Genomic DNA, 22,609 nt, shown 5'->3' on the forward strand with positions numbered 1-22,609 from the left:
TGTCACCGCTTACCGCTCCAGCGTCGCTTCCGTGTCGATGCCGTACACCGCTTTCGGTGTCTCGACGTGTGCTGTTCTGACCGCGTCCTCGTGCCCGTTTTCGAGTAGCCAGCGGACGCGCCGTGGCACGGTCTTCGGTCCAAGCACCGCGCCGGGGCGGTCCGGGTCGTCGATGTAGTCCGTCTCCATCAGGAACGGCTCGTCAGTCTCGACCGCGATCTCCAGTTCGTCTTTGTCTGCAAGTACTGATTTGACCGGGCCACGGAGTTGACCGCCGGAGTAGTGTTTGACGACCTGCGTCCGGTCGAGGCCACGATCTTCGGCCCAGCCAGCCACCGCTTCGAAATCTTCGCCGCCCTCGGTGTGGAGCTGTATCGCACAGCCCACGTCGGCGGCGCGTTCGAACCCGTGACACATCACTTCGTTCGAGGCTTCCCAGACGACGTCGTCCACGTCGTAGTGCGGTCGCCCGGACTTCATCGCGAGCGCGTCGCTGTTATCGACGTACTCCGCCGCCACGTCGAGGCCAGCCTGCATGATGTCTCGCGCTTCCGGCGGCGTGTAGCCGCCGTCGACGAGCTTCGAAATCAGCGCCGGGTGGACACCGAGGACGGGCCAGGCGCGACCGTCCAGCACCTCGGATGCTGCGGCGGCGGCCTCTACGGTGAGGTCGAACACCTCGCGGAAGATTGCCTCGTCGGTGCCCTTCTCGACGAGGTGCCACGACGGCTTGTTGAGCACAAGCAGGTGTGTTCCGCCCTGAGACGCGAACTCCTCGGCTGCCGCGACGTTCCGGCCGTTGACCGGGTCGAGATGGAGGTGGTTGTCCAGTACCGGCGTGTCGTCGATATCCATACGTGCTCAATGGTACTGGCCAAAAAAACAGTTGGCGTCATGGGCTTCAAACCCTAGAGCGTCACTGCATCTTCGGCCGCGTTGCGTAACGCGTCAGAGCGGCCGTACTCACCCGGCGCGATAGCGACCGTTTTGACCCCCTCCCGTGCGGCCACTTCCAGCGCCGGCTTGAAATCCGTATCTCGCGAGGCGACGGCCAGTACGTCGATCTGTCCCGAGGCGACGGCATCAGTCGCGTCAACGGCGAGCCGGACATCGACGTCACCGCTGGTGGTTCGAACCTCGAACCCGCGAGCCTCGGCGGCCTGGATGAGTCCCGGTGAGGCGTTCTGGTCGACGTAGAGGCGAGTGACTGCCAGCGGGCCGTACTCGGCTGCGATATCCCGGACCTCGTCCAAATCGACATCGAACTCGGACCTGAGTACGTTCGGACCGTCGACGAACAGCCCGACGCGCTGTCGCGAGTCTTTCTCTTCGAATAGCCGACGGAGCAGCTTCATGCGCCTCTTTCCCCGCCCAGGCCGCTTATGCGTGCCGCTTCGTTCTGTAAACCTCTCACCGCTATATAGAATGACATGGCACAAAACTTAGGACGATACCTCCCACACACTACAGACACATTTCATGCGGAGTCGGCCAGCAACAAGCACAGGATTAGACATATGAGTAAAGAATCTCTGCACGATCAAGACGTGCTAAACGGGCTTTGTGAGATAATCTCCGATCCGGCTATCGTCCTAGACGCCAACGGCGTCTTTGTCGACATCATCCACAACGCCCACAACGGGGCATTATTTTTCAAAGACCCGGAAGCACTGCTGGGAACGGACCTCTGGGATATTTTCTCTACAGCACAGGCTGACCAGTTTTATGCGATTATCGAAGAGGTCTTAGAAACAGGTGAACAGCAGCACATCGAGTATCAGCTATCGCTCGATCATGGGGAGCGATACTTCGAGGCTCGTGTCACGCCAGTCGGCGGTGATAGCGCTGGGCGGGTGCTATGGCTGGCGGAAGATATCACGCAACGGAAGCAACGGCGAGAGAAGCAAGCCCTCATCGAGCGGGTGTTCGAGGTCAGTCCGGTCGGTATCGTCGTCGTAGAGCGGTCCGGCAGGATTTCGCTGGCTAACGACCGCGCCGAGGAGCTACTCGGTCTCGAACGCAAGGAGATCACTCGGAGACAGTACAACCAACCGGAGTGGAATATCTCCTACGAAGACGGGACCCCGATCCCTGAATCGGACCATCCAGTTACGCAGGTGTTCGAATCGGGCGAGCCAGTGTTCGGGTTCGAGCACTGGATAGAACTCGACGACGGGAGCGAGCGGTGGCTTTCGAGCAATGCCGCGCCGATACTGGGTGATGACGGGACCATCGAGCGCGTCGTCGTCGGTCTGGACGACGCAACGAGGCTGAAACAGCGGGAGGAACAACTGGAGTGGCTCGTCGGAACCGAAACCTTGGCTGACGTTGGCGGGTGGGAGCTCGATCTGGAGACGGATATGATAGAGGGAACTGCCGGGATGAAGCGCCTCTATGGAACGCCGGAGTACAATCCGACGCTCGAGGAGGCCATCGAGCAGTACCACCCCAACGATAGAGCGGCCGTTCGCGACGCTATCGAGACCTGCCGTGAAACTGGCGAACCGATGGAACTGGAGGCACGCCGTCAGACCGCTGACGAAACCGAGCGCTGGTTCCGACTCCGGGCGGAAAAAACTGTCCGGGACGGGACGCCGAAACTGCGTGGCATCGTTCGTGACATCACACAGGACAAAGAGCGAGAGCAGCGGCTCATGGTCATGAGTCGGATTCTCCGGCACAACATCCGGAACAAGCTGACCGTGATACGGGGTAATTCGAGACTCCTCAAAGAAGAACTCGACTCGCCTGATTTCTCCGTTGACGCTGCTAGTGGACACATCGACAGAATCGAAAACGCCTCGAAAGAGCTTGACTCGCTGGCCGAGCGCGCACGGACGTTTGATCGGGCTATCGAGCGCGACCTCCGTGATGGCACACTTCACCTCCAGCAAGCCTTCACCGATATCCGGGACGAATTCACACCGCAGCATCCCGAAGCCACCATTGAAGTCGTACCAACCGACACAGAGGTATCGGGCGACAGGATGGCTATCGACCTGATACTGGAGATCATCGTCGAAAACGCCATCGAATACAGCGACCTGCCTGATCCGAAAGTCAAGCTTACCGCCGAAGAAACGATGACAGGCCAAGTGATAGTCAGCATCGATACCGATGGATCTGCTATCCCAGATATGGAACGCAATGTCTTGGCCTCAGAAACCGAGGGGCCAGTGGCACACAGCCGTGGACTCGGACTGTGGGCAGTTACGTGGCTCGTCCGACGCCTTGGTGGGTCTGTGACAATCGACGAGGACCACGACGAAACGCGGGTCGAACTCGTGTTCCCGCTGGCCCGAAGCGAGTAACGGGCTGACCACTAATTTTCGGTCCTGCTCTTGCCGTCCATATGCCACAAAAGCCGATTTGATATCGCGGTATATGATTTATCAGAGACCACACAGGCGGTGAAGGGCCAAACGGTAAGACCACGCGGTTCGACAGGTCCGGGTATGACACTGCGGGCACCACCGCTCTCTGCGGTTCACCGGCGGGCCGACGCTTCGTTCACCGATTTCGGCGGGTGGGAGATGCCGGTCGAGTTCGAGTCGATCCGCACAGAACACGAGGCAGTCCGGAGCGAAGCCGGGAAGTTCGACGTTTCGCACATGGGACAGATAACCGTGGACGGCCCGGACGCGACGACGCTGACACAGCGGCTGACCACCAATGATGTGACCGTGCTGGACCCGGGCGAGGCCCAGTACGGGGCGATCACAGACGAGGACGGGATTATGCTGGACGACACCGTCGTCTACCGACTACCGGAAGGTGCGGCCGACGAGTTCCTGTTCATCCCGAACGCCGGGCACGACGGGGAAATGACCGAACGGTGGCTCTCTGAGCGGGACGAGCGCGGGCTCGACGCAACGGTGACGAACCGGACCGAGGAGTACTCGATGATCGCCGTCCAGGGGCCTGACGCGCCGGACCTGCTGGCGGCCGAGACAGATGTTTCGCTCGCTGGCCTATCGCGGTTCGAGGTGGCTGACGGGGTCGTTGCTGGCGTCGACTCGCTGATCGCTCGGACGGGCTACACCGGCGAACCCGGCTTTGAAATCCTCTGCCCGCCCAACGGTGCCGAGGCGGTCTGGAGCGCGCTGGAGTGTCAGCCATGTGGACTGGGCGCACGCGATACACTTCGTCTGGAGATGGGTTTTCTGCTCTCCGGTCAAGAGTTCCATCCGGTCGACGAGCCCCGGACGCCCTACGAGGCCGGCATCGGCTGGACGGTTGCGCTCGATACGGAGTTCGTCGGTCGGGACGCTCTGGAGGGCGTCGCTGCGGATGGTCCCGAAGAAAAGCTCGTCGGCATCGAGCTCCTCGACCGCGGCGTCCCGCGCCACGGGTACGACGTGACAACGCCGCAGGGGGAGCCGATCGGCCACATCACAAGCGGAACGATGAGTCCGACACTGGGATCGCCGATTGCCCTCGCCTACGTCCCGGCGGCGTACGCCGAACCGGACGAGTCCGTCCGCGTTGTCGTCCGCGGTGAACCGAAGAAAGCACGTACCAGGAGCACGCCATTCCTCGATAGATGAGCTTCGACGTTCCCGACGACCTGCGATATCTGGAGTCACACGAATGGGTACGCGTCGCCGGAGACACTGCCAAGGTTGGCATCACGGCGTTCGCACAGGACGAACTCGGCGACGTGGTGTTCGTCGAGCTGCCCGAGGAAGGGGCGGAGCTGACCGCTGGTGAGGACTTCGGCGTCGTGGAGTCTATCAAGGCTGTGTCTGACGTGTACGCCCCCGTCTCCGGCACCGTCACAGCAGTCAACGACCGACTCCGCGACGAGCCGGAACTGCTGAACGAAGACCCATTCGGTGACGGCTGGATGCTCAAGCTAGAGGTCGACGACGAGAGCGAAACCGACGACCTGCTGTCACCCGACGCGTACCGCGACCAGATCGAGTAAGGCTTGGTGGCAGCGGTCCCCCGCAGGGGGTGAAAGGAGTAACCTAATGTGGACACGGTCGCTAGCTGTCGATATCATGTCACCCCGGCGCTACTGGGTGGTTCTCCAATGAGCGATAGTGATTCACATGCCACAGGCAGTCCGTACGCACCGCAGACGGCCGCAGAAACCGCGGCGATGCTCGACGCGGTCGGAGCCGACGACCTCGAGTCGCTGTTCGACGTTCCCGAATCAGTGGCTTTCGACGGCGAGTTCGGTATCGACGCCCGGAGCGAGCGGGCAGCGCGCCGGGAAGTCGCTGGCCTTCTGGGTCGTAACGCCGACCTCACAGAGTTCCTTGGCCGTGGCCACTACGACCACTACGTCCCGAGCGTTGTCGACGACCTCGCAAGCCGGTCGGAGTTCCTGACCTCATACACGCAGTACCAGCCCGAGGTCGCACAGGGCTTTCTCCAAGCGTTGTTCGAGTTCCAGTCGATGCTGGTGGAACTCACGGGACTGGGCGTCGCCAACTGCTCGATGTACGACGACGCGACGGCGCTGGGCGAGGCGGCGACGCTGTCACAGCGCGTGCGCTCGGTGTCCGGCGATCGGATTCTGGTTCCCGAACACCTCCGGGAGGGCAAACGAGCCGTGCTGTCGAACTACGCCGATGGACCGGACCTCACGGTCGAGTCGTACCCGATGACCCACGGCGTCGTCGACGTCCCGGCGCTGGCCGACCAGATCGGCGACGACACTGCCATGGTGTACGCCGAGTCGCCGACGGTCCGGGGCGTCATCGAGGAACGGCTCGGCGCAATCGGCGATCTAGCCCACGACCACGAAGCGCTGTTCTGTCTCGGCTCGGACCCGATAGCGCTGTCTCTGCTGGAGCGGCCGGCCGATGTCGGGGCCGACGTGGTCGTCGGCGACGCCGCATCGCTGGGGACCGGAACGGCGTACGGCTTCGGCCTGGGGATGTTCGTCACCCGCGAGGAGTACTTGCGGCAGGTCCCCGGTCGGCTGGTCGGGGCCAGCGAAGACGCCGCCGACCGACGCGCGTACACGCTGACCCTCCAGACGCGAGAGCAGCACATCCGCAAGGAGCGGGCCACCTCCAACATCTGTACGAACCAGGCGTGGGTCGCGCTCCGAACCGCGATGCACGCCGCGTGGCTCGGCCCGGACGGGCTGGTCGACCTCGCAGAGGACTGTGTGACCCGCGCCCGTGACTTGGCTGGCCGCCTCGACGACATTGTCGGCGTGAAAGCGCCGATTCACGGCCGCCACCACTTCCGGGAGTTCCTCGCCCGCACGGACCAGCCCGCAAGCGCCATCGTTGCCGATCTCGCGGCTGAGGGCTTCGCAGTCCACGCGGTCGACGACCATCTGGTACAGGTGTGTGTGACCGAGACCACTGCTGACGCCACAGACGAGTTTGTGGCGGCGTTCCGGGAGGTAGCGAAATGACACTCGCCTCGCGCTACTTGGCGAAACACCGTGGGACAAACCACGTCCCACGAGCTTCACGCTCGACAGGGGGGAGTCTCGCGTGAAATACGATCAAGCGCGCTGGACCGATAACAGCGACGACCGGTACGAGCCGCTGCTCTCGGAGAAGGCGAACGAAACGTTCGACATTGAGGACTCGCCACTGCCCGATGACCTGACGCGAGACAGCCTCTCACTGCCGGACCCGGCCGAACCCGAACTGGCCCGGCACTACACGCGCCTCTCGCAGATGAACTACGGCGTCGAGAGCGGGCCGTTCCCGCTTGGCTCGTGTACGATGAAGTACAACCCTTCCTTCACTGAGGATGTGGCCGCACGGGCAGACGCGGCAATCCACCCGGACCGCCCCGATTCGACGGTCCAGGGGACGCTGGCGCTGTGTCACCGGCTTCAGGACTATCTGGGCCGCATCGGCGGTATGGACGCCGTGACGCTGCAGCCGCCGGCCGGCGCAGCTGGCGAGTTTACCGGCATCCAGATCGCGAAGGCCTACCACGAACATAACGACGACGAGCGCTCGGAGGTCGTCATCCCGGACTCGGCCCACGGCACGAACTTCGCGACGGCGGCGATGGCCGGCTACGAGGTCGTGGAGCTACCGAGCGGCGACGACGGGCGCGTCGACATCGAGGCACTGGAGGCGGCTGTCGGCGACGACACCGCCGCGCTGATGCTCACGAACCCCAACACGCTGGGGCTGTTCGAGCGCGATATCGAGCACGTCGCCGATATCGTCCACGACGCCGGCGGCCTGCTGTACTACGACGGCGCGAACCTCAACGCCCTGCTGGGGCGCGCTCGCCCCGGCGACATGGGCTTCGACGTGATGCACTACAACGTCCACAAGACGTTCGCGACGCCCCACGGCGGCGGTGGCCCCGGTGCCGGCCCGGTCGGCGTCCGCGAGGAACTGTCCCAGTTCCTCCCGAACCCACACGTCAGAGAGCGCGGCGGCAACTACGAACACTACGAGCCGGACCACTCGATTGGGAAGGTCCACGGTTTCTACGGTAACTGGCCGGTACTGCTCAAGACCTTTGCCTATATCGCCAGGCTCGGCGACGACGGGCTCCGGGACGCCAGCGCCAAGGCCGTCCTGAACGCGAACTACCTCGCCGAGCAGATCGAGTACGAGGTGCCCTTTGGCCCGTTCCACCACGAGTTCGTCGCCAGTGCGGGCGAGCAGGACGCCGCCGACGCGGCCAAGCGGATGCTCGACTACGGCGTCCACCCGCCGACGACGAAGTGGCCCGAAATCGTCGACGAGGCGCTGATGACCGAGCCCACGGAGAGCGAAACCAGACGCTCGCTGGACCAGCTCGCAGCCGCGTTCAACGCCGTGGCCAGTGATTCTGACGCCGAACTGGCCGACGCGCCGTTGCGTCCGGCGGCGAAACGCATCGACCAGGCGACTGCGGCCCGGAACCCGCGACTCTCCTGGCAGGCGCTTGACGACACGTAGCCGCTCGTTTCGACATTTGATACTCTTGCCCGAGCGTATATGCCACCCCGACGTATAGCAGTTACAACGGAACGCTATGTCCGAGATGCCGAATTTGTTGTACGTAGGCTCTGCCGACGATGACGCGGATACAGCCATGCCAGACGCGCCGGCCACGGTCACGTCAGTCACCACCGTGGCGGCCGCGCTATCGGAACTGGCCGAGCACGCCTACGATGCCGTCATCTGTGAGCAACACCTACCGGGCACGGAAACCGGTCTGGAGGTGGTAGCGGCGGTACGTGAGCAGTACGACACGCTCCCAGTCGTTCTCTGTACGGCCGAGCCAGATGGGATGGTCGCCGCCCGCGCGACACAGCTCGATGTAACCGAGTACGTCCCCCGCAGCGAAGTGTCGCTGACGGACCGGGTGTATGATATCGTAACACAGAGGAGCGAACCGACGGACCACGGCAACGGAAGTGACCCACCGGCTACTACCGATGACCGACCGACGCGGCTTCCGCCGGAACTCGTGGACTCTTTCGACGCCATCGCCGGCAGTATCTCCGACGCCGTCGTCACCATCGATGCCGACAGCGAAGTCGTGTACGCCAACGACGAGGCTGCCGAGCTGACGGGCTATGACCGTGAGGAGCTGGTCGGTGACGATTTCGCGAAAGTGATCCCTGAACACCTGCGAAGCTCCCACTTCGAGGGAGTGGACCGCTACCGCCGGACCGGCGACCGGAACGTCGACTGGGACTATCTCGAACTCCCGCTCGTGACCGCTGATGGGAACCAGCTGACCGTCGCGGTGTCGTTCGGTGATTTCGAGCGAAGCGGGCAGTGGTTCTGTACGGGCGTTCTCAGGGATATCTCCGATCGGAAGGAGCGCGAGCGGGCGCTCGAAGAGACGAACCGGCGGCTCGATCTGGCGCTGGACGGGACAAACACCGGCGTCTACGAGTGGAATCTGGACACCGACGCGATAGTCTGGGACGAGGCGACCGCGGAACTCTTCGGGACGACGCCAGCGACCTTCGAAGGCACTGCCTCGGCATTTTACGAGTACGTCCATCCCGACGACCGCCAGTCACTCGAAGCGGCGGTCGAGCGGGTGTCGGAGAGCGGTGAACGGGTCGACGCCGAGTTCCGTACCGACGTCGACGGGGAGACGCGGTGGCTCCGGACGCGCGGAGTCATCGAGGAACGCGACGCACAGGCTCCGCGTCTCGTCGCCATCGCCACGGACATCACGGCACGCAAGGAGCGGGAACGGACGCTGCGTGCCAACAACGACTCGCTACAGGAGCTGACACAGCTTGCAGCCGGGAACGGACTCAGCGAGGCCGAAACCGTCGGTCGGGTCATCGAAATCGGGCTGGACCGACTCGACATGTCGTTTGGCTACCTGAGCCGTATCGAGGACGGAGTCCACGAAATCCAGATGGTCTCCGGTAACACTCCTCTCGAATCCGGAACAGAGACGCCGCTTGAAGACACGTACTGTCAGCGAGTGCTCGAATCCGGCGACCTCTACGCGATTACCGATGCCACCACCGAGGACGGACACGCGTCAGACGTGTACAGAAAAACCGGCGTCGCGTGCTACGCCGGTGGCCTCATCACAGTCGACGGCGAGCCCTACGGAACGCTCTGCTTCGGCGATGAGCAGGCCCGGGTGGAGTCCTTTTCCGAGAGCGAGGAGGCGTTCATGAAACTGCTCGTGGAGTGGGTGAACCACGAACTCGAACGCCGCCACCGTGAGGACGAACTCGAACGGTACGAGAACATCATCGAGGCGGTCGACGACGGCGTGTACGCCCTCGACTCCGAGGGGTACTTCCAGTTCGTCAATCAGGCGATGACCGACCTCACGGGCTACTCCGAATCCGAGCTGCTTGGGTCGTACACCGGCTTCATAAAGAACGACAGTGTCGTCGAGCGCGCCGAGTCCATCGTCCAGGAGATGATATTCGGGGACCGCGACGACGAGGAGACGTTCGAACTGGCGATCCAGCAGGCGTCAGGGGACTCGTTCCCCGCACAGGACCACATGACGTTGTTGTACGATGACGACGGGCAATTCGCCGGGACTGCGGGCGTCATCCGGGATATCACGGAGCAAAAGCGGCGCGACGAGGCGCTGTCCGGACTGCTGGATACGACCCGGTCGCTCATGCAGGCACAGACGCCTTGGGAGGTCGCCGAAACGGTCATCGAAGCGACCCGGTCGGACCTCGGGTTCGACCACGCGCTCGTGCGACTGTACGATGAAGAGACAGACACGCTCCGACCCGCCGTCGCCAGTGACAAAGTCCCGGAACGACCGGTGTACGACGCCGACGAGGGGTTCCCTGGCGAGGCGTTCCAGCGCGGCGACCCGCTGGTCATCGACGAATTCGAACGGGTCGACAACTACGACTCCGACGTTCTGTCGGCGACGATGTACCTCCCGATGGGTGACCACGGGGTCGTGAGCGTCGGCGCACGGGACGGGAAAGAGTTCACCGACTCGGACATCTCTGTGGCGGAAATCCTCGCCTCCAACGCGGCCGCCGCGTTCGACCGTGTCGAGCGTGAACGGAGCCTGCTCCGGTACGAATCAGTGGTCGAGAACGTCCGTGATATGATGTACGTCCTCGACGACGCCGGTCGGTTCCAGCTGGTCACCGAACCGCTCGCGGAGTGGCTCGGCTACGAGCAGGCGACGCTTCTGGGCCAGCACCCGCGGACCGTCCTCGATCAGGACGCGATTGACGAGTTTACGTGTCGTATTGGCGATCTCTGTCAGCAAGGCGGAACCGGGGCGGTCAAGCTCGAAACGGCGCTGGAAACGGCACACGGAGAGACGCGTCCGGCAGAGATCGAGGTGTCGCTGCTCGACGCGGACCAGTTCCGTGGAACCGTCGGCGTCGTCCGGGACCTGACCGACCTCAAGCAGGCACGGGCAGAGCTGGAGGACGAGCGCGACCGGTTCTCGTACCTGTTCAACACGCTTCCCGACGCCGTCATCGAGACGGAGACCGTTGCACGCGAGTCGGTCGTCAGATCAGTCAATCCCGCGTTCTCCGACGTGTTCGGGTACGACCAGGACACGGCCGTCAACAGTCCCCTGTCCGACCTCCTCCGCCCACCGGACACTGCGCACGATGAACTGCCCCGGTTCGACAACGGGCAGGCAAACGGCGACCCCTTCCAGACGGAACTCCGACTGATGACCGAGACGGGGTTCCGCGACTTCCTCTTCCGGGGCGTGCCGTACAGCCGAGACGGTGACAGCATCCGCGGATTCGGTATCTACACCGACATCACTGAGCAGCGCGAGCGCGAACGCCGGCTGAAACTGCTCAACCGTGTTCTTCGGCACAATCTCCGCAACGACCTGACTGTCGTCCTCGGGATGGCTGACGCGCTGGATGAGCGAATTGACGACGAGGACCAGCGTGCCATTCTCCACCGGCTTCAGCGAAAGGCGGAGGAGATGGCGTCGCTGAGTGAGCGCGCACGCGACATGGAGCGCTCCGTTCGCCGCGACCAGTACGGTACGGACCCTGTCGATGTGTCCGCAACCGTTACCGATACCGTGTCCTCGTATCGCGACGAGTACGCCGGTGAAATCAAAACAGATCTCCCGGATGTGTCGGTTACGGCGGGTGATGGGCGATTACATCGAATCCTCGGTGAACTCCTCGAAAACAGCCTCGAACACGCCGGCGACGACCCGTCTATCCGCATCGGTGTCCAGACGGGCCCACGAACCGTCTCAATCACTGTCACCGACGACGGGCCGGGGATTCCACAACACGAACTCGATGTCGTGACCGGCGACGAACCGATTACACAACTGCGTCATGGGACCGGACTCGGTCTGTGGCTAGTCGTCTGGGTGACCGAAACCTACGGCGGCACAGTTGACTTTGATAGCAGTCCGGACGGCGGAACAGTCGTCACACTGGAACTGCCTCGGATAGACGCCTAGATAGTGTCGCGAATCCGGTCGGCGAGCACGCTGTACTGCTCCGTGCCCGTTCCTTTCTGGACCACGGCAGTGACGCCGTGTTCCGCGGCAGCATCTGCGACGTCGTCGTGTTCGCGGGCGGTAAACAGCAGAAACGGGATGTCGACGTCGTTATCCCGGAGCGCGCGACACAGTTCCATTCCGTCGAGCCGGGGCATCTTGTAGTCACTGACGACGGCGTCGAAGTCACCGTTCGTTGCCAGGTCCAGTGCCGTTTCTGGGTCGTCCTCCGTCGTTATCTCGAACCCGTCTTCCTGTCCCAGAAACGTCCCGACGATCTCCAGAACGTCTACGTCTTCGTCTACCAGTAGGACCTCGATACTCATCGGTTCTAGATCCGTGGTTCCCCGATAAAAACTCTCGGTCACCGCATCGTATCCAGATCGACGACGACCTCCTTGTCAACGGTAATCCACGTCGATAGCTTGGCAATGCCGGAGAGCCCCCGCGGCGACACGGTACAGCGATCCGGTTCACCGGTGTACTCAACCACGGTCATCGACAGCTTGTGCGGGGCCTGCGTTCGCTCGGTGGTCGCGTTCCCTGCACCGTGCGGGTCGAGACTCATCGGTAGTAGATATCTCTCTGGGACGGTGTAAAACAGCTGCTAAGAGGTCTCTATACCGATCCGGAGAGCTATGCTGCCTGTCCAGTGTCGACTTCGCCGTCGATGCGGACGAACCCGTAGTCACACTCAGGGCAGTGCCACTTGATCTTGGTCCCCAGGTGCATCGTCGTGCTCGCGACCTTCCAGAAGTCGCGGTACTCTTCGCATTCAGGACAGTAGTGTTCGAGTTCGAGGCTCATACTCGGTTGTTTTCACAGGGGTACAGTTGAATTTCCCGGTTCCACGCGGGGCGTCGAAGCAGGCAAACCGCTCGAACCCCTGTCTTCCAGTATGACTCAGAGTGCGTACGAGCCGACCCATCCGACCGAACTGGCCGTCGACGCTGAATCGCTGCCGCCATCGGCGACCGAGACGGCGACGTTCGGCATGGGCTGTTTCTGGGGCCCGGACGCGCGGTTCGGCGCAATGCCGGGCGTGGTCAGGACGCGGGTGGGCTACGCTGGTGGGGCCGAACCGAACCCCAGCTACTACTCGCTGGGCGACCACACCGAGGTCGTGCAGGTCGAGTACGACCCTGACGTGGTAAGCTACGAGGACCTGCTAGGCGTGTTCTGGGCGAACCACACGCCGTTTTCCGCGCCCCGAAAGCGCCAGTACCGCGGCGTGGTGCTGGCACACGACGACCGGCAGCAGGAGACCGCGGAACAGACGCGCGAGGAACTCGAATCCCGGACCGGGAAGACCGTCGAAACAGCTATCGAAGCACTTGACCAGTTCTATCTGGCGGAAGATTACCACCAGAAGTACGAACTCCGCTCGACACCGGTGATTGCCGACGAACTCGAAGACCGCTACGGCGGCGCGTTCGTCGATTCGACGGTCGCCGCCCGGCTCAACGGCTTCGTTGCCGGCCACGGCGAAGACGACGAACGCGAGACGCTGTTTGCCGAACTGGATATCTCGCCGGCTGCGCTCTCGGAGGTCCGTCGCCGGCTCTGAACGCGGTGCCGGCGGTCCACAGTCACCACGGGGCTCGGCCGTCCGCGCTCGCCACGGATCTCAGCCGCCCGCGCTCCCAAAGGATTCGCCCACGCCTATAAGACGCTGGCAGTGCCAGATTTAGCTATGACTATCTATACCGGTCGCGGCGACCAGGGCCAGACAGATCTCCGGAACATGGAGCGGGTCTCGAAGGACAGCCGCCGTATTGAGGCCTACGGGACTGTCGACGAGGTGAACGCGCTGGTCGGCGTCGTCAGGCCGACCGGTCACGACGACATCGACGAGAAGCTCCGGGTCATCCAGAATCACCTCCACATCGTCCAGGCCGACTTCGCCAACCCCAGCCCAGAGGAGGACGACCCGCGGATACAGGAGTCCCACGTCGAGACGCTCGAAGACCTCATCGACGAGGCCGATTCGGAACTGGACCCGCTCGAATCGTTCATCCTTCCCTCCGGGTCCGAACCTGGGGCGAAGCTCCACCACGCCCGTGCGGTCTGTCGGCGCGCCGAGCGCCGCTGTGTCTCCTTCGCCGCCGAGGAGGCCGGTGTCAACGAGACGGCCATCATCTACCTGAACCGACTCTCGGACGCCCTGTTCACGCTCGCCCGCCTCGTCAACAAGCGCGAGGGCATCCGCGAGGAAAACCCCGATTACTGACGCTTCGGGGCTTTTTTCGGCAGGAGGTATCTGAAACTCGACGCCACGCTAGCGCCGGCGGTTCGCAATAGCAAAGTGACCGGCCCGGAAGGGTGAGGTATGAAAGCGACCGCGAAGGCACATCCGATTCAGGGGCTGGTCAAGTACCACGGGATGCGCGACGAGGAACTGCGACTGCCGTACCACGACAGCATCTCCGTCTGTACCGCACCGAGCCACTCGAAGACGACGGCCGCCTTCGACCCGGACCGCGAGGAGGACGTGTACGTCATCGACGGTGAGGAGGTTACCGGCCGCGGGGCCGAGCGTATCGACGCCGTCGTGGACCACGTCCGCGACCTCGCCGGCATCGACCACGGGGTCCGCTTCGAATCGGCGAATAACTTCCCGACGAACATCGGCTTTGGCTCCTCTTCATCGGGCTTTGCCGCCGCGGCGATGGCCCTCGTCGAGGCGGCCGGTCTCGACATGACGCGACCGGAAATCTCGACGGTCGCACGCCGCGGCTCCTCCTCGGCCGCGCGTGCGGTGACGGGTGCGTTCTCCCACCTCCGAACCGGCATGAACGACAGGGACTGCCGGAGCGAGCGCATCGAGACGGACCTCGAAGACGACCTGCGAATCGTCGCCGGGATGGTCCCATCCTACAAGGAAACCGAGGAAGCTCACAAGGAGGCCGCCGAGAGCCACATGTTCGAGTCGCGGATGGCTCATATCCACAGCCAGATTTCGGATATGCGCGATGCGCTGTACGACGGCGATTTCGACGCCGTCTTCGACCTCGCCGAGAAGGACTCGCTGTCGCTGGCCGCCGCGACGATGACCGGGCCGGCCGGCTGGGTGTACTGGCAACCGCGAACCATCGAGATATTCAACGCTGTCCGGGAACTCCGGAACAGCGAGGACGTTCCCGTGTACTTTTCCGTCGACACCGGCGCGAGCGTCTACATCAATACGACCGAGGAGTACGTCGGCCGCGTCGAGGAAACGGTCGCCGACTGCGGCGTCGACACCCGCGTCTGGGATGTCGGTGGCCCCGCACAGATCCTCGACGAGGACAAGGCGCTGTTCTGAACCCACTGTCGAAACGCTTCGGACACATTCGGGCTGTCGCCCCCGCTCCAGGTAGAAGTTATTTTGTACTGTCACAAACAACGGTCAGCTGTGACGCCTGCACATCGGCTTATCGTCTCCCACTTCGCTGTCGGGTTCGGCAATTTTCTCTTGTTTCATGATAAAGTAGTGACAACTATTGAGACGGCGTCTCCGCTGGACTGGGCGGTCATCGTTATCGCAGGGCTGGCAATTACAGGATTCACGTATCTCTCCGAACGCCAGGGATTCACAGAGTCGGTGTACAGTGCGTGGAATACGCTGCCACGGAAGGGATTAACACTGTTGACGCTTTTTGCTATTGTCTTGCTGGGAGTTGCCGGGTTGAGTCTGTTGTACGATTCGGGTATTCGGTGGCTCGACGACGTAGTCGTCGGGGCATGCGTCGGTCTCATCGGCTACCGCATCGTGTACGGGCTCGTGTTCCCGGTCCCTGAAACGGCACTCGGTCGCATATAGGGCCCAGTCACGAACACAGATAGTGCTTCACAGAACCATTCAAACCGGTTTACTGCGGTGCAACTCGGGGTAAAGCTTTGAGGAGGGAATAGCTACAGAGAGTAGTGTAAGATACAGCGGGTAGACCCAACAGTCTGCCACCCGTGATTTCACGCTTGACAGAGCGAGTTGGGAAACAGAGACAGCGTGGGCCTATCGCGGATTATCGGATGACTCAGCAGCGTCCCCTTCTTGTTCGAACACGAGGCAATAGCTATGGTCGTACCCGTAGCCATATGTGCCCTCACCGTGGTCGCGTGAGGAGTTGTCGGCCTGCCACGTTACAACAACCTCACCTTCGAACCGGAACCGGTCGGCCATCTCGCTCGCGACATCCCACGCGAGCGTTGTCACCGCTCCTTCAACTTTCATGTTCGAGACGTCGACGAGAACGTGGCCGCCCTTTTTGAGCAGACCGTCGACGTGGTCGAACACGCGCCTAAGGTCTGCAAGATACCGCTCGTAGTCCCGTCCTGTCTCGGTATAGTTCGTCAACGGGTCTGCATTCATCTCCTCGACCATGTACGGTGGCGAGGTGAAACAGCAGTCGACGGGCGGCACGTCGTCATAGCTCGTGGCGTCCAGCGCGTCGCCGTGGATGACCCGCTCGTGATGGTCAACTTGCTCACGAGCGAACGACGCGACCTCGGCGTCGTACTCGATGCCGTATGCCTCCCGTCCCATACGTTCTGCGACCCGAAGGGTCGTCCCGAATCCGGCGAACGGGTCGAGGACAGTGTCGCCAGCGTCGGTGCACTCTGACAGGAAGTGCTCGACATAGGCGGCGGGCGTACGTGGGTCGCCGTCGAACGTGTCAGGGAGATCAAATTCGTACTCGTGGACGAGGTGGAGGAACGTCTGCATGACGAGAGCGTGAGCGGGCGAAATTAAAAAGCCGGTCTTTGAACGCTCAACCCACTTTCGCCCTGTACTTGTACGCGAGTCTTGACAAGACTCGGATAGACGGAGCTTGTGGTGGTGTCTATAACGGTCACACAGAGTTAATCCGGCCTCGCACCAAGAGTCAGTTACAATGCGCGTCGCCGTTCTCGGAGCCGGATATGCCGGACTCACGCTCGCCAGAAAGCTCGAACAGACTCTTCCCGACAGCGTCTCGCTGGTCGTCGTCGACGAACAGACAGAACACCTCGTGCAGCACGAACTCCACAGGGTCGTCCGGCGGCCGTCACTGGCCGACGAGATCACCGTCGACCTCGATGAGGTACTCGACTGTGAGATTCGACAGGCGAGGGTCACGGATGTAGCGCCCGACGAAGGGACTGCGACGCTGGACGGATCGGAGACCCTGTCCTACGACGTGGGTGCGGTGTGTCTCGGTGCGCAGACGGCGTTCTACGACCTCCCGGGCGTACGCGAGCATGCGACGCCGCTGAAGCGCTTCGACGACGCCCACGAGATCCGCGAGCGCTTTCTCGAACTCGGCGATGGCGACCGTGTGATCGTTGGCGGCGCTGGCCTGTCAGGCGTACAGGTGGCCGGCGAACTGGCCGAGATGCGCGAGGACAGCGATATCGAGGTCCTCCTGCTCGAACAGGAAGACGCCGTCGGGCCGGCGTTCCCGGCGTCGTTCCAGTCGGCCGTCCACGATGCGCTGGTCGACGCCGGCGTGACAGTCAGGACCGGCACCGGTGTGGCCGAGGCCGATGCCGACGCCATTACGCTCGAAGACGGCTCGGACCTAGCAATGGACCAGTTCGTCTGGACCGGCGGTATCGAGGGGTCACCGGCGCTTGACGCCGACCGACCCGTCGTCCGGGCGGACCTCCGACTCGGCGAGTCGACGTTCGCCGTCGGCGACGCCGCTCGGGTCGTCGACAGCGACGGCGAAGCTGTGCCAGCAAGCGCGGCGGCGGCCATCCGCGAGGCCCGTGTCGCCGCCGACAACATCGGGACACTCGTCGAGCAGTCACAGGGTAGCCACGGCGAGTTCCAGCCCCGACTGACCCAGTATCAGTTCAACGTGCCAGGCTGGCTCGTCTCGGTCGGCGACGACGCCGTGGCGAAGGTTGGCCCCTCTGTCCTCACCGGGCGGGCCGCGCTGGCGCTCAAGACGACTGTCGGCGCGGGCTATCTGGGAACGGTGGGAGCCGTCCAGAACGCGGTCGATCTCGTCAGTGAGGAACTGGACCTCAACGGTGGTGAAGCTGAACATGAGTGAACACCTCGCTAAACCCTCCAGCAGTGCTCAAATCCGGTGACCCTGCTGCATACAGCGCGCGTATCGACCGATGGTCTGTCGCTGAAAACAGAGGCTGTGGATCGGTCGGTTCACAGGCGGCAGTTCGCGTCAGTTCTCGTTATTCGGGTCGAAGGCATAATAGACGATAGCCATCGCGACACCCATCGCGACCGGCCCAAAACTCCCGCTGCCGGGCAACAGAAGACGAACGGCAAACACGCCCACAGCGGAGACGAAACCGATAAGAAGGGCGTATGAGAGGCGAGACAGCCCACGGACTCGATCATCCGCCTGTCGGTACAGACTTCGTAGGGCCTCCATACACGTGCGTATTGTAGGCAGCGGTATGTCTCTTGTCCTCGGGCGTACCAACAGCCCTGTCATACTGTCGAGAGTGCGACCGGAACGGTAGCGCCCGGCGGCTACACATTCCGCACCACGGATGGCACTGAGGGTGGTTCTGAATGGCTGCAACAGAGCGGCAAAACAGTAGGGCGCGTCAGTTCTCGCCGTCCGCGGTTGCGTTCCCGAGCACGTCGTCGGGTTCGATCCAGATGACGAACTCGTCTTCGCCGTCGCGGTCGACGACACCGTTGATGTAATCGCCGTCGACTGGGGCGGTGTTCACTTCGGATTCGGCGACAGGTACGACCTGACGGACCTCGTCGACGATCCATCCCATCGCGCCCTGTTCCTCGAACACACCTGCATCAAAGACGACGATGAGGTTCTCTGACCCGTCGCTGTCGATGTCCATCATCTCCTTGGGGTTGAGGATCGTCGTAATCTGCCCCCGGAGGTCGACGACGCCCTCGACGTAGTCATCGGTGTTGGGGACGCGAGTGACCGTTTCGCGTTTGACGATCTCCTCGACGTAGTCGATGTCGAGACAGTAGTACTCGTCGCCGAGCGCGAATTCGAGGACCCGGACCAGTTCCTCTGTCTGGGTCGCCTCGTCGTCGATAGCCGCAGCGCGAGCGCCACCCTCGGTCGTGGCGGTGTTGTCCGACGCCATTGCCTCCTCGATGAGTTCCTGGTCCGGCAACTCGACGCCGGTCGGGCCCTGCATCGGGCTGGCCGACGCCGAAAGGTCGTCCGTCGGCTGGTCGACGGCTCCAGTGTCGGTGTCGTCGGCCGTTACCTGTGCGGAGGCCTCGGCCGCTCGCTGTGCGGCAGCCATCGCGTCAGTATCGCTCTGGCCAGTGGCTGTGCCGTTGGCGTCGGTGGCGCTGCCGCCGTCGTTGTCGGCCTGTCCATCGGCTGCAGACGCTTCGTCAGCCGTGTCGTCGCTGGCGGCGGCCGTCGAGTCCGCGGTGGCGGCCTCACCTGCCGTCTCCTCGGTTTCGCCTTCGTCGCCGGGCTGCTCACCGGACCCATCCGCGGAGGCGTTGTCTGTCTCCTCGGTGTCGTCGGTAGTTTCTGCTTTGTTCCCCTCGCGCATCTGCCGGATGCGCTCCGCCCTGTCCATGCGTTCGTCGTCACTCATGCTGGTACCTCTGTGTCGGTAAAGCCGAACTGCTCGTCGAGTTCAGCGGCGATGTCCTCGAAGACAGCCGCCATGTCACACGATTCCTCGGTCGCGAAGATAGACTGGCCAGCGCTGAACGCGCGCTGCAGCGCCACCCGCTTGCGGACCTCCCAGACGGGACTGTCCGGGAACGCCATGTTGAACCATTCGAGCATCGTCTCGTCTTCGGACGTCGTTTCGACCCGATTGGCGACGACGCCGAGCGTGTTGATTGACGCGTCGGTCTGGCGCTCCATCGCGGCCATCTGGTCCATCAGCAACTCGATGGCCCGTTCGGAGGTGGCCTCAGTCAGTGCGGGAATGAGGACGTTCTGTGCGGCGTACATGCCGGTGTCGGTTAGCTTCCCGTAGAACGGCGGGCAGTCGATGATAACGTAGTCGTAATCGGCGTCGAGCGTCGACAGCGCCCGGTCGAGCGTATCGAGCGCGTGTGACCCCGTAACCATCTCCGGCGTGATGTTGATAGCGAACGAGGCTAGCGCGGCCTGGTCGATATCCCCACCCTGTGTGTTGACCCGGGCGATGAGGTCGGCGATGGTCAGTTCGTGCTCGGCCTGGAGCATGTCGATGCTGGAGGGGATCACGTCCATCTCCTCGCCCTCGCAGATAAGCTCGCCCAGCGCCGATGGATCGCCGGTCAGTGCGTCGAATAGCGTCGGCGGGTCGGCGTCGTACGCCTCGACGAGGCCGACGCCTTCCGTGGCGTTGCCCTGCGGGTCGAGGTCGATAAAGAGGACGTCCCGGCCGCGGTCGTTCAGTGCACCGGCTACGTTGATAGCAACTGTCGTCTTTCCGGTCCCGCCTTTTGCGTTGGTCACACAGAAGCGGGCTGGACCGGTTTCTGATTGCCGGTTCATCATCCAAGTATCCACAGGTCGACTCCGAGTCACTATAAAAATGTGGTCCCGATTATCAACGTCGCAACTGGGGGACGGAACGCGGACGAGACTGAAACACCCGCGAGCGTATGCATGACGGCCGTCTGACGGTGTGCAAGATTTATCATTGTGTAGATTGAAGAGTCAGTATCATGACCATCAACCCGCGCGATTACGACCTCGACGAGTTACGGAAGATGGCTCGTCAGCGGGGCAACGGGATGGGCGACGAGGACGTCCCGGACCCGACGGACCTGGACATGGGGCTCGACGACTCCGAGGAAGAAGTGCTCGCCGGGAGTTCCTTTCGCTCCGGGCTGTACCGTGAACTGCTGCCGTTCCTCGGTGGTGACGCACAGGAGAAGCCCTACCTCGAAACGCTGCCCGAGACCTACGCTGCGGAGTTCGTGGTCTTCGAGTGGCTCGAGTTCCTGCTGATGCACTCCGGGTATCAGGGGGCCGACGAAGCGCTCGATTACTACCGCTCCATCGACTGGATAACCGAGGACGTACAGGACGACCTCTCGGATTACCTGCTTGGCATCGACGAGTCGGCGACCAACGACGACAACGAACTGAGCGTCGACGACCACATGCTGAGTCTCGTCTACATCGCGAAGCTCACTGCGATGACGTAACCTTCGTTTTCAGTACCAATTCTGTCCGTCGAATCCCCGATACTGAGGGGGGACGCAGTATCAGTTACCCGAGGGGACAGCTATCAGTCCTGAATACTAGGGAGAGGATATATATCGGGCGGTCGACAAAGACGACCGTATATGAGTGACGAGGATGCGGACGACGACACCGGGTCCGAATCGGACGCCGGTGTGTCGTCGGACGGCGCTGCCGCTGTTCCGGTCGGGGTCAAGCTCGGGAGCACCCGGACCGTCATTGCCCTGCCGGGCGAACACGGCACGGAGAACCGGATCATCAAGACACTAACGTGCATGGCAACGTACGAGGACGCCCTGACCGGCGAGGAAAAGGTCCTCTACGGCGAGGAAGCGGCCCGCGAGTATCCAGACCGCGTCGAGTACATGCTTCGGTCGGGGCTTCCCGAGGACGCCGACCGGGCCGAGATGACCAAGACGTTCTTCGAGGCCATCATCGAGGAGCACGACATCCCGGCAAACAGCGGCGTGGTGTACGCCATCCCGACCATCGACAATCCGACCGGGCTGGAGAACCTCCAGAACGTCATCGAGAACTCCTCTATCGGGCTGGACCTCGTCGAGAGCTACCCGGAGTCGCTGTGTGGCTCCATCCCGGCCTTCGGCGACGATCTCGAAGCTATCGACGAGATCTTCGTCTCCGTCAACATGGGATCGACGAACCTCGAAGCCTCCGCGTACCGACGGGGCGAGCAACTCTCTCCGTTCACGACGGGCGCGGTGACCGGAAACGAAGTCGACCGGATGATCGCCAACTACGTCGAGGAAGAAACGCAGGGCCGTGTCAACATCGACAACCAGACCGCCCGCGAATACAAGGAAGAACACGCCGACTTCGTCGACTTCGAGCCGTTCACGGACATCATCCAGCAGCCCGGCGGCGGCTCACACGAGTTCACCATCGAGCGCTCAGTGATGGACGCGGTCAACGAGTACCTCGACGACGCCGTCGACGAACTGGCGAACACGTTCCTGCCGGAACTGGCGAACGATTACATGAAAGTGTACCAGCTCGCGCTGGACCGACCGATCGCCATCACCGGTGGCATGGCCTGCATCCCCGGTATCGTCGACGAGTTCGAAGAACGCCTCAGCGCGGAGCTGAACCGCGACATCGATGTCATCGCTGCTGAGGAACCGGACATCGCACCCACCATCGGCGCACAGCGGATCGCAGCGCGCCTCGTCGAGACCAGCTAGGGATTCCGCCAGCAGTCCAGCCACCGCTCGATTCTGGGCTCGGACTGTGCCATTTTGTGACCGCGATCGGTCGAGAGCAGTTCGAACACGTCGGTGTCGATTCCGAAGCTGGTCGCGTCCGTTGCGAGGTCACCACCCTGTCGCTTCTGAGATGAACCCCCGCCGAGACTGGTACGTGGCATATGCTCGGCTACGGCAGCTTGATACCTAAAGCCAAGTCAGACACCCGTCTGCCGGCTGACGGACGGCGTGACGAGACGCGTGGGGTATCGACGGCCGCGGCCTTGACGGCGACGCGACGATGAAATTCACTTTGAGTTTATATTAATTTACTACGCCAGTATCAGAATACATAAGTCAAAATCAAACCCTCAGACGCATTCTGACCCGATAATGGAAAAA

Annotated in this window: 23 protein-coding genes; 13 read left to right on the forward strand and 10 right to left on the reverse strand. The window is 62.6% G+C overall.

All coding sequences use genetic code 11. The annotated features are described in order from the left end of the window. Positions 1 to 9 precede the first annotated feature (9 nt). The gene (locus C443_RS18120; protein WP_005538202.1) at positions 10 to 855 is read right to left on the reverse strand and encodes a TatD family hydrolase; all 846 of its coding nucleotides are present in this window, start codon (positions 853 to 855) and stop codon (positions 10 to 12) included. Between the two features lie 53 nt (positions 856 to 908). Then, positions 909 to 1,355 (reverse strand): NYN domain-containing protein, encoded by a 447-nt coding sequence (locus C443_RS18125; RefSeq protein ID WP_005538204.1) that lies wholly within the window; start codon positions 1,353 to 1,355, stop codon positions 909 to 911. Positions 1,356 to 1,517: 162 nt separating this feature from the next. On the opposite strand from C443_RS18125, the gene C443_RS18130 reads away from it, so the two are divergent. The 6 genes from C443_RS18130 (at position 1,518) to C443_RS18155 (ending at position 11,847) form a co-directional block, all read left to right on the forward strand. Then, positions 1,518 to 3,311 (forward strand): sensor histidine kinase, encoded by a 1,794-nt coding sequence (locus C443_RS18130; protein WP_005538206.1) that lies wholly within the window; start codon positions 1,518 to 1,520, stop codon positions 3,309 to 3,311. 144 nt (positions 3,312 to 3,455) lie between these two features. Continuing rightward, a complete protein-coding gene (gene gcvT, locus C443_RS18135; protein ID WP_005538208.1) occupies positions 3,456 to 4,547 on the forward strand; it encodes a glycine cleavage system aminomethyltransferase GcvT in 1,092 nt (363 codons plus the stop codon). Beyond that, the gene (gene gcvH / locus C443_RS18140) at positions 4,544 to 4,927 is read left to right on the forward strand and encodes a glycine cleavage system protein GcvH (protein WP_005538209.1); all 384 of its coding nucleotides are present in this window, start codon (positions 4,544 to 4,546) and stop codon (positions 4,925 to 4,927) included. Before gcvT ends, gcvH begins: the two co-directional genes overlap by 4 nt. Positions 4,928 to 5,035: 108 nt before the next feature. Beyond that, the gene (gene gcvPA, locus C443_RS18145) at positions 5,036 to 6,379 is read left to right on the forward strand and encodes an aminomethyl-transferring glycine dehydrogenase subunit GcvPA (protein WP_049944136.1); all 1,344 of its coding nucleotides are present in this window, start codon (positions 5,036 to 5,038) and stop codon (positions 6,377 to 6,379) included. An 82-nt stretch (positions 6,380 to 6,461) separates the two neighbouring features. After that, positions 6,462 to 7,883, forward strand: a complete 1,422-nt coding sequence (gcvPB, locus tag C443_RS18150; RefSeq protein ID WP_005538211.1) for an aminomethyl-transferring glycine dehydrogenase subunit GcvPB — start codon at positions 6,462 to 6,464, stop codon at positions 7,881 to 7,883. A gap of 76 nt (positions 7,884 to 7,959) precedes the next feature. After that, positions 7,960 to 11,847 (forward strand): PAS domain S-box protein, encoded by a 3,888-nt coding sequence (locus tag C443_RS18155; RefSeq protein WP_005538212.1) that lies wholly within the window; start codon positions 7,960 to 7,962, stop codon positions 11,845 to 11,847. Here the strand turns inward: C443_RS18155 and C443_RS18160 are convergent. From C443_RS18160 to C443_RS21835, 3 genes are all read right to left on the reverse strand, one after another. Beyond that, positions 11,844 to 12,212 (reverse strand): response regulator, encoded by a 369-nt coding sequence (locus tag C443_RS18160; RefSeq protein WP_005538213.1) that lies wholly within the window; start codon positions 12,210 to 12,212, stop codon positions 11,844 to 11,846. The two genes, C443_RS18155 and C443_RS18160, sit on opposite strands and share 4 nt — an antisense overlap. Before the next feature lie 38 nt (positions 12,213 to 12,250). Then, positions 12,251 to 12,454, reverse strand: coding sequence for a DUF7511 domain-containing protein (locus C443_RS18165; protein ID WP_005538214.1), 204 nt, complete (start codon positions 12,452 to 12,454; stop codon positions 12,251 to 12,253). 68 nt (positions 12,455 to 12,522) lie between these two features. Continuing rightward, entirely contained in the window at positions 12,523 to 12,693 is a 171-nt protein-coding gene (locus tag C443_RS21835; RefSeq protein ID WP_005538215.1) for a DUF7838 family putative zinc beta-ribbon protein, read from the reverse strand. 91 nt (positions 12,694 to 12,784) lie between these two features. Here C443_RS21835 and msrA point away from each other — a divergent pair, with 91 nt between their 5' ends. From msrA to C443_RS18185, 4 genes are all read left to right on the forward strand, one after another. Beyond that, positions 12,785 to 13,453, forward strand: coding sequence for a peptide-methionine (S)-S-oxide reductase MsrA (gene msrA / locus C443_RS18170; RefSeq protein WP_005538216.1), 669 nt, complete (start codon positions 12,785 to 12,787; stop codon positions 13,451 to 13,453). A 126-nt stretch (positions 13,454 to 13,579) separates the two neighbouring features. After that, positions 13,580 to 14,116 carry a cob(I)yrinic acid a,c-diamide adenosyltransferase gene (locus C443_RS18175; protein ID WP_005538217.1) on the forward strand — a complete coding sequence of 179 codons (537 nt, stop codon included), beginning with the start codon at positions 13,580 to 13,582 and terminating at the stop codon, positions 14,114 to 14,116. Positions 14,117 to 14,215: 99 nt separating this feature from the next. Then, positions 14,216 to 15,190 carry a phosphomevalonate decarboxylase MvaD gene (gene mvaD / locus C443_RS18180; RefSeq protein ID WP_005538218.1) on the forward strand — a complete coding sequence of 325 codons (975 nt, stop codon included), beginning with the start codon at positions 14,216 to 14,218 and terminating at the stop codon, positions 15,188 to 15,190. Positions 15,191 to 15,280: 90 nt separating this feature from the next. Beyond that, a complete protein-coding gene (locus C443_RS18185; protein ID WP_005538219.1) occupies positions 15,281 to 15,688 on the forward strand; it encodes a hypothetical protein in 408 nt (135 codons plus the stop codon). Positions 15,689 to 15,880: 192 nt separating this feature from the next. Here the strand turns inward: C443_RS18185 and C443_RS18190 are convergent, their stop codons facing one another. Continuing rightward, a complete protein-coding gene (locus C443_RS18190; protein ID WP_005538220.1) occupies positions 15,881 to 16,591 on the reverse strand; it encodes a TRM11 family SAM-dependent methyltransferase in 711 nt (236 codons plus the stop codon). A gap of 169 nt (positions 16,592 to 16,760) precedes the next feature. On the opposite strand from C443_RS18190, the gene C443_RS18195 reads away from it, so the two are divergent. Next, positions 16,761 to 17,906, forward strand: a complete 1,146-nt coding sequence (locus C443_RS18195; RefSeq protein ID WP_005538221.1) for an NAD(P)/FAD-dependent oxidoreductase — start codon at positions 16,761 to 16,763, stop codon at positions 17,904 to 17,906. 129 nt (positions 17,907 to 18,035) lie between these two features. On the opposite strand, the gene C443_RS18200 is transcribed toward C443_RS18195, so the two are convergent. From C443_RS18200 to C443_RS18210, 3 genes are all read right to left on the reverse strand, one after another. Then, entirely contained in the window at positions 18,036 to 18,248 is a 213-nt protein-coding gene (locus tag C443_RS18200; protein ID WP_005538222.1) for a hypothetical protein, read from the reverse strand. Positions 18,249 to 18,426: 178 nt separating this feature from the next. Continuing rightward, complete coding sequence (locus tag C443_RS18205) at positions 18,427 to 19,413, reverse strand: chemotaxis protein CheW (protein ID WP_005538223.1); 987 nt, start codon at positions 19,411 to 19,413, stop codon at positions 18,427 to 18,429. Then, positions 19,410 to 20,315 (reverse strand): ParA family protein, encoded by a 906-nt coding sequence (locus C443_RS18210; protein ID WP_080505498.1) that lies wholly within the window; start codon positions 20,313 to 20,315, stop codon positions 19,410 to 19,412. Before C443_RS18210 ends, C443_RS18205 begins: the two co-directional genes overlap by 4 nt. A gap of 170 nt (positions 20,316 to 20,485) precedes the next feature. Here C443_RS18210 and C443_RS18215 point away from each other — a divergent pair, with 170 nt between their 5' ends. Continuing rightward, complete coding sequence (locus tag C443_RS18215; protein WP_005538226.1) at positions 20,486 to 20,971, forward strand: FlaD/FlaE family flagellar protein; 486 nt, start codon at positions 20,486 to 20,488, stop codon at positions 20,969 to 20,971. 141 nt (positions 20,972 to 21,112) lie between these two features. Next, positions 21,113 to 22,207: a rod shape-determining protein gene (locus C443_RS18220; RefSeq protein WP_005538227.1), complete on the forward strand. Its 1,095-nt coding sequence runs from the start codon at positions 21,113 to 21,115 to the stop codon at positions 22,205 to 22,207. Here the strand turns inward: C443_RS18220 and C443_RS18225 are convergent. After that, complete coding sequence (locus tag C443_RS18225; protein ID WP_005538228.1) at positions 22,204 to 22,389, reverse strand: hypothetical protein; 186 nt, start codon at positions 22,387 to 22,389, stop codon at positions 22,204 to 22,206. The genes C443_RS18220 and C443_RS18225 overlap by 4 nt on opposite strands. Positions 22,390 to 22,609: the final 220 nt, after the last annotated feature.

Source organism: Haloarcula argentinensis DSM 12282 (assembly GCA_000336895.1).
Lineage (GTDB): Archaea > Halobacteriota > Halobacteria > Halobacteriales > Haloarculaceae > Haloarcula > Haloarcula argentinensis.

Coding starts and splice junctions, on each gene's coding strand:
- C443_RS18120 (WP_005538202.1), bottom strand. CDS start 855: ATGGATATCGACGACACGCCGGTACTGGACAACCACCTCCATCTCGAC.
- C443_RS18125 (WP_005538204.1), bottom strand. CDS start 1,355: ATGAAGCTGCTCCGTCGGCTATTCGAAGAGAAAGACTCGCGACAGCGC.
- C443_RS18130 (WP_005538206.1), top strand. CDS start 1,518: ATGAGTAAAGAATCTCTGCACGATCAAGACGTGCTAAACGGGCTTTGT.
- gcvT (WP_005538208.1), top strand. CDS start 3,456: ATGACACTGCGGGCACCACCGCTCTCTGCGGTTCACCGGCGGGCCGAC.
- gcvH (WP_005538209.1), top strand. CDS start 4,544: ATGAGCTTCGACGTTCCCGACGACCTGCGATATCTGGAGTCACACGAA.
- gcvPA (WP_049944136.1), top strand. CDS start 5,036: ATGAGCGATAGTGATTCACATGCCACAGGCAGTCCGTACGCACCGCAG.
- C443_RS18155 (WP_005538212.1), top strand. CDS start 7,960: ATGTCCGAGATGCCGAATTTGTTGTACGTAGGCTCTGCCGACGATGAC.
- C443_RS18160 (WP_005538213.1), bottom strand. CDS start 12,212: ATGAGTATCGAGGTCCTACTGGTAGACGAAGACGTAGACGTTCTGGAG.
- C443_RS18165 (WP_005538214.1), bottom strand. CDS start 12,454: ATGAGTCTCGACCCGCACGGTGCAGGGAACGCGACCACCGAGCGAACG.
- C443_RS21835 (WP_005538215.1), bottom strand. CDS start 12,693: ATGAGCCTCGAACTCGAACACTACTGTCCTGAATGCGAAGAGTACCGC.
- msrA (WP_005538216.1), top strand. CDS start 12,785: ATGACTCAGAGTGCGTACGAGCCGACCCATCCGACCGAACTGGCCGTC.
- C443_RS18175 (WP_005538217.1), top strand. CDS start 13,580: ATGACTATCTATACCGGTCGCGGCGACCAGGGCCAGACAGATCTCCGG.
- mvaD (WP_005538218.1), top strand. CDS start 14,216: ATGAAAGCGACCGCGAAGGCACATCCGATTCAGGGGCTGGTCAAGTAC.
- C443_RS18190 (WP_005538220.1), bottom strand. CDS start 16,591: ATGCAGACGTTCCTCCACCTCGTCCACGAGTACGAATTTGATCTCCCT.
- C443_RS18195 (WP_005538221.1), top strand. CDS start 16,761: ATGCGCGTCGCCGTTCTCGGAGCCGGATATGCCGGACTCACGCTCGCC.
- C443_RS18200 (WP_005538222.1), bottom strand. CDS start 18,248: ATGGAGGCCCTACGAAGTCTGTACCGACAGGCGGATGATCGAGTCCGT.
- C443_RS18205 (WP_005538223.1), bottom strand. CDS start 19,413: ATGAGTGACGACGAACGCATGGACAGGGCGGAGCGCATCCGGCAGATG.
- C443_RS18210 (WP_080505498.1), bottom strand. CDS start 20,315: ATGATGAACCGGCAATCAGAAACCGGTCCAGCCCGCTTCTGTGTGACC.
- C443_RS18215 (WP_005538226.1), top strand. CDS start 20,486: ATGACCATCAACCCGCGCGATTACGACCTCGACGAGTTACGGAAGATG.
- C443_RS18220 (WP_005538227.1), top strand. CDS start 21,113: ATGAGTGACGAGGATGCGGACGACGACACCGGGTCCGAATCGGACGCC.
- C443_RS18225 (WP_005538228.1), bottom strand. CDS start 22,389: ATGCCACGTACCAGTCTCGGCGGGGGTTCATCTCAGAAGCGACAGGGT.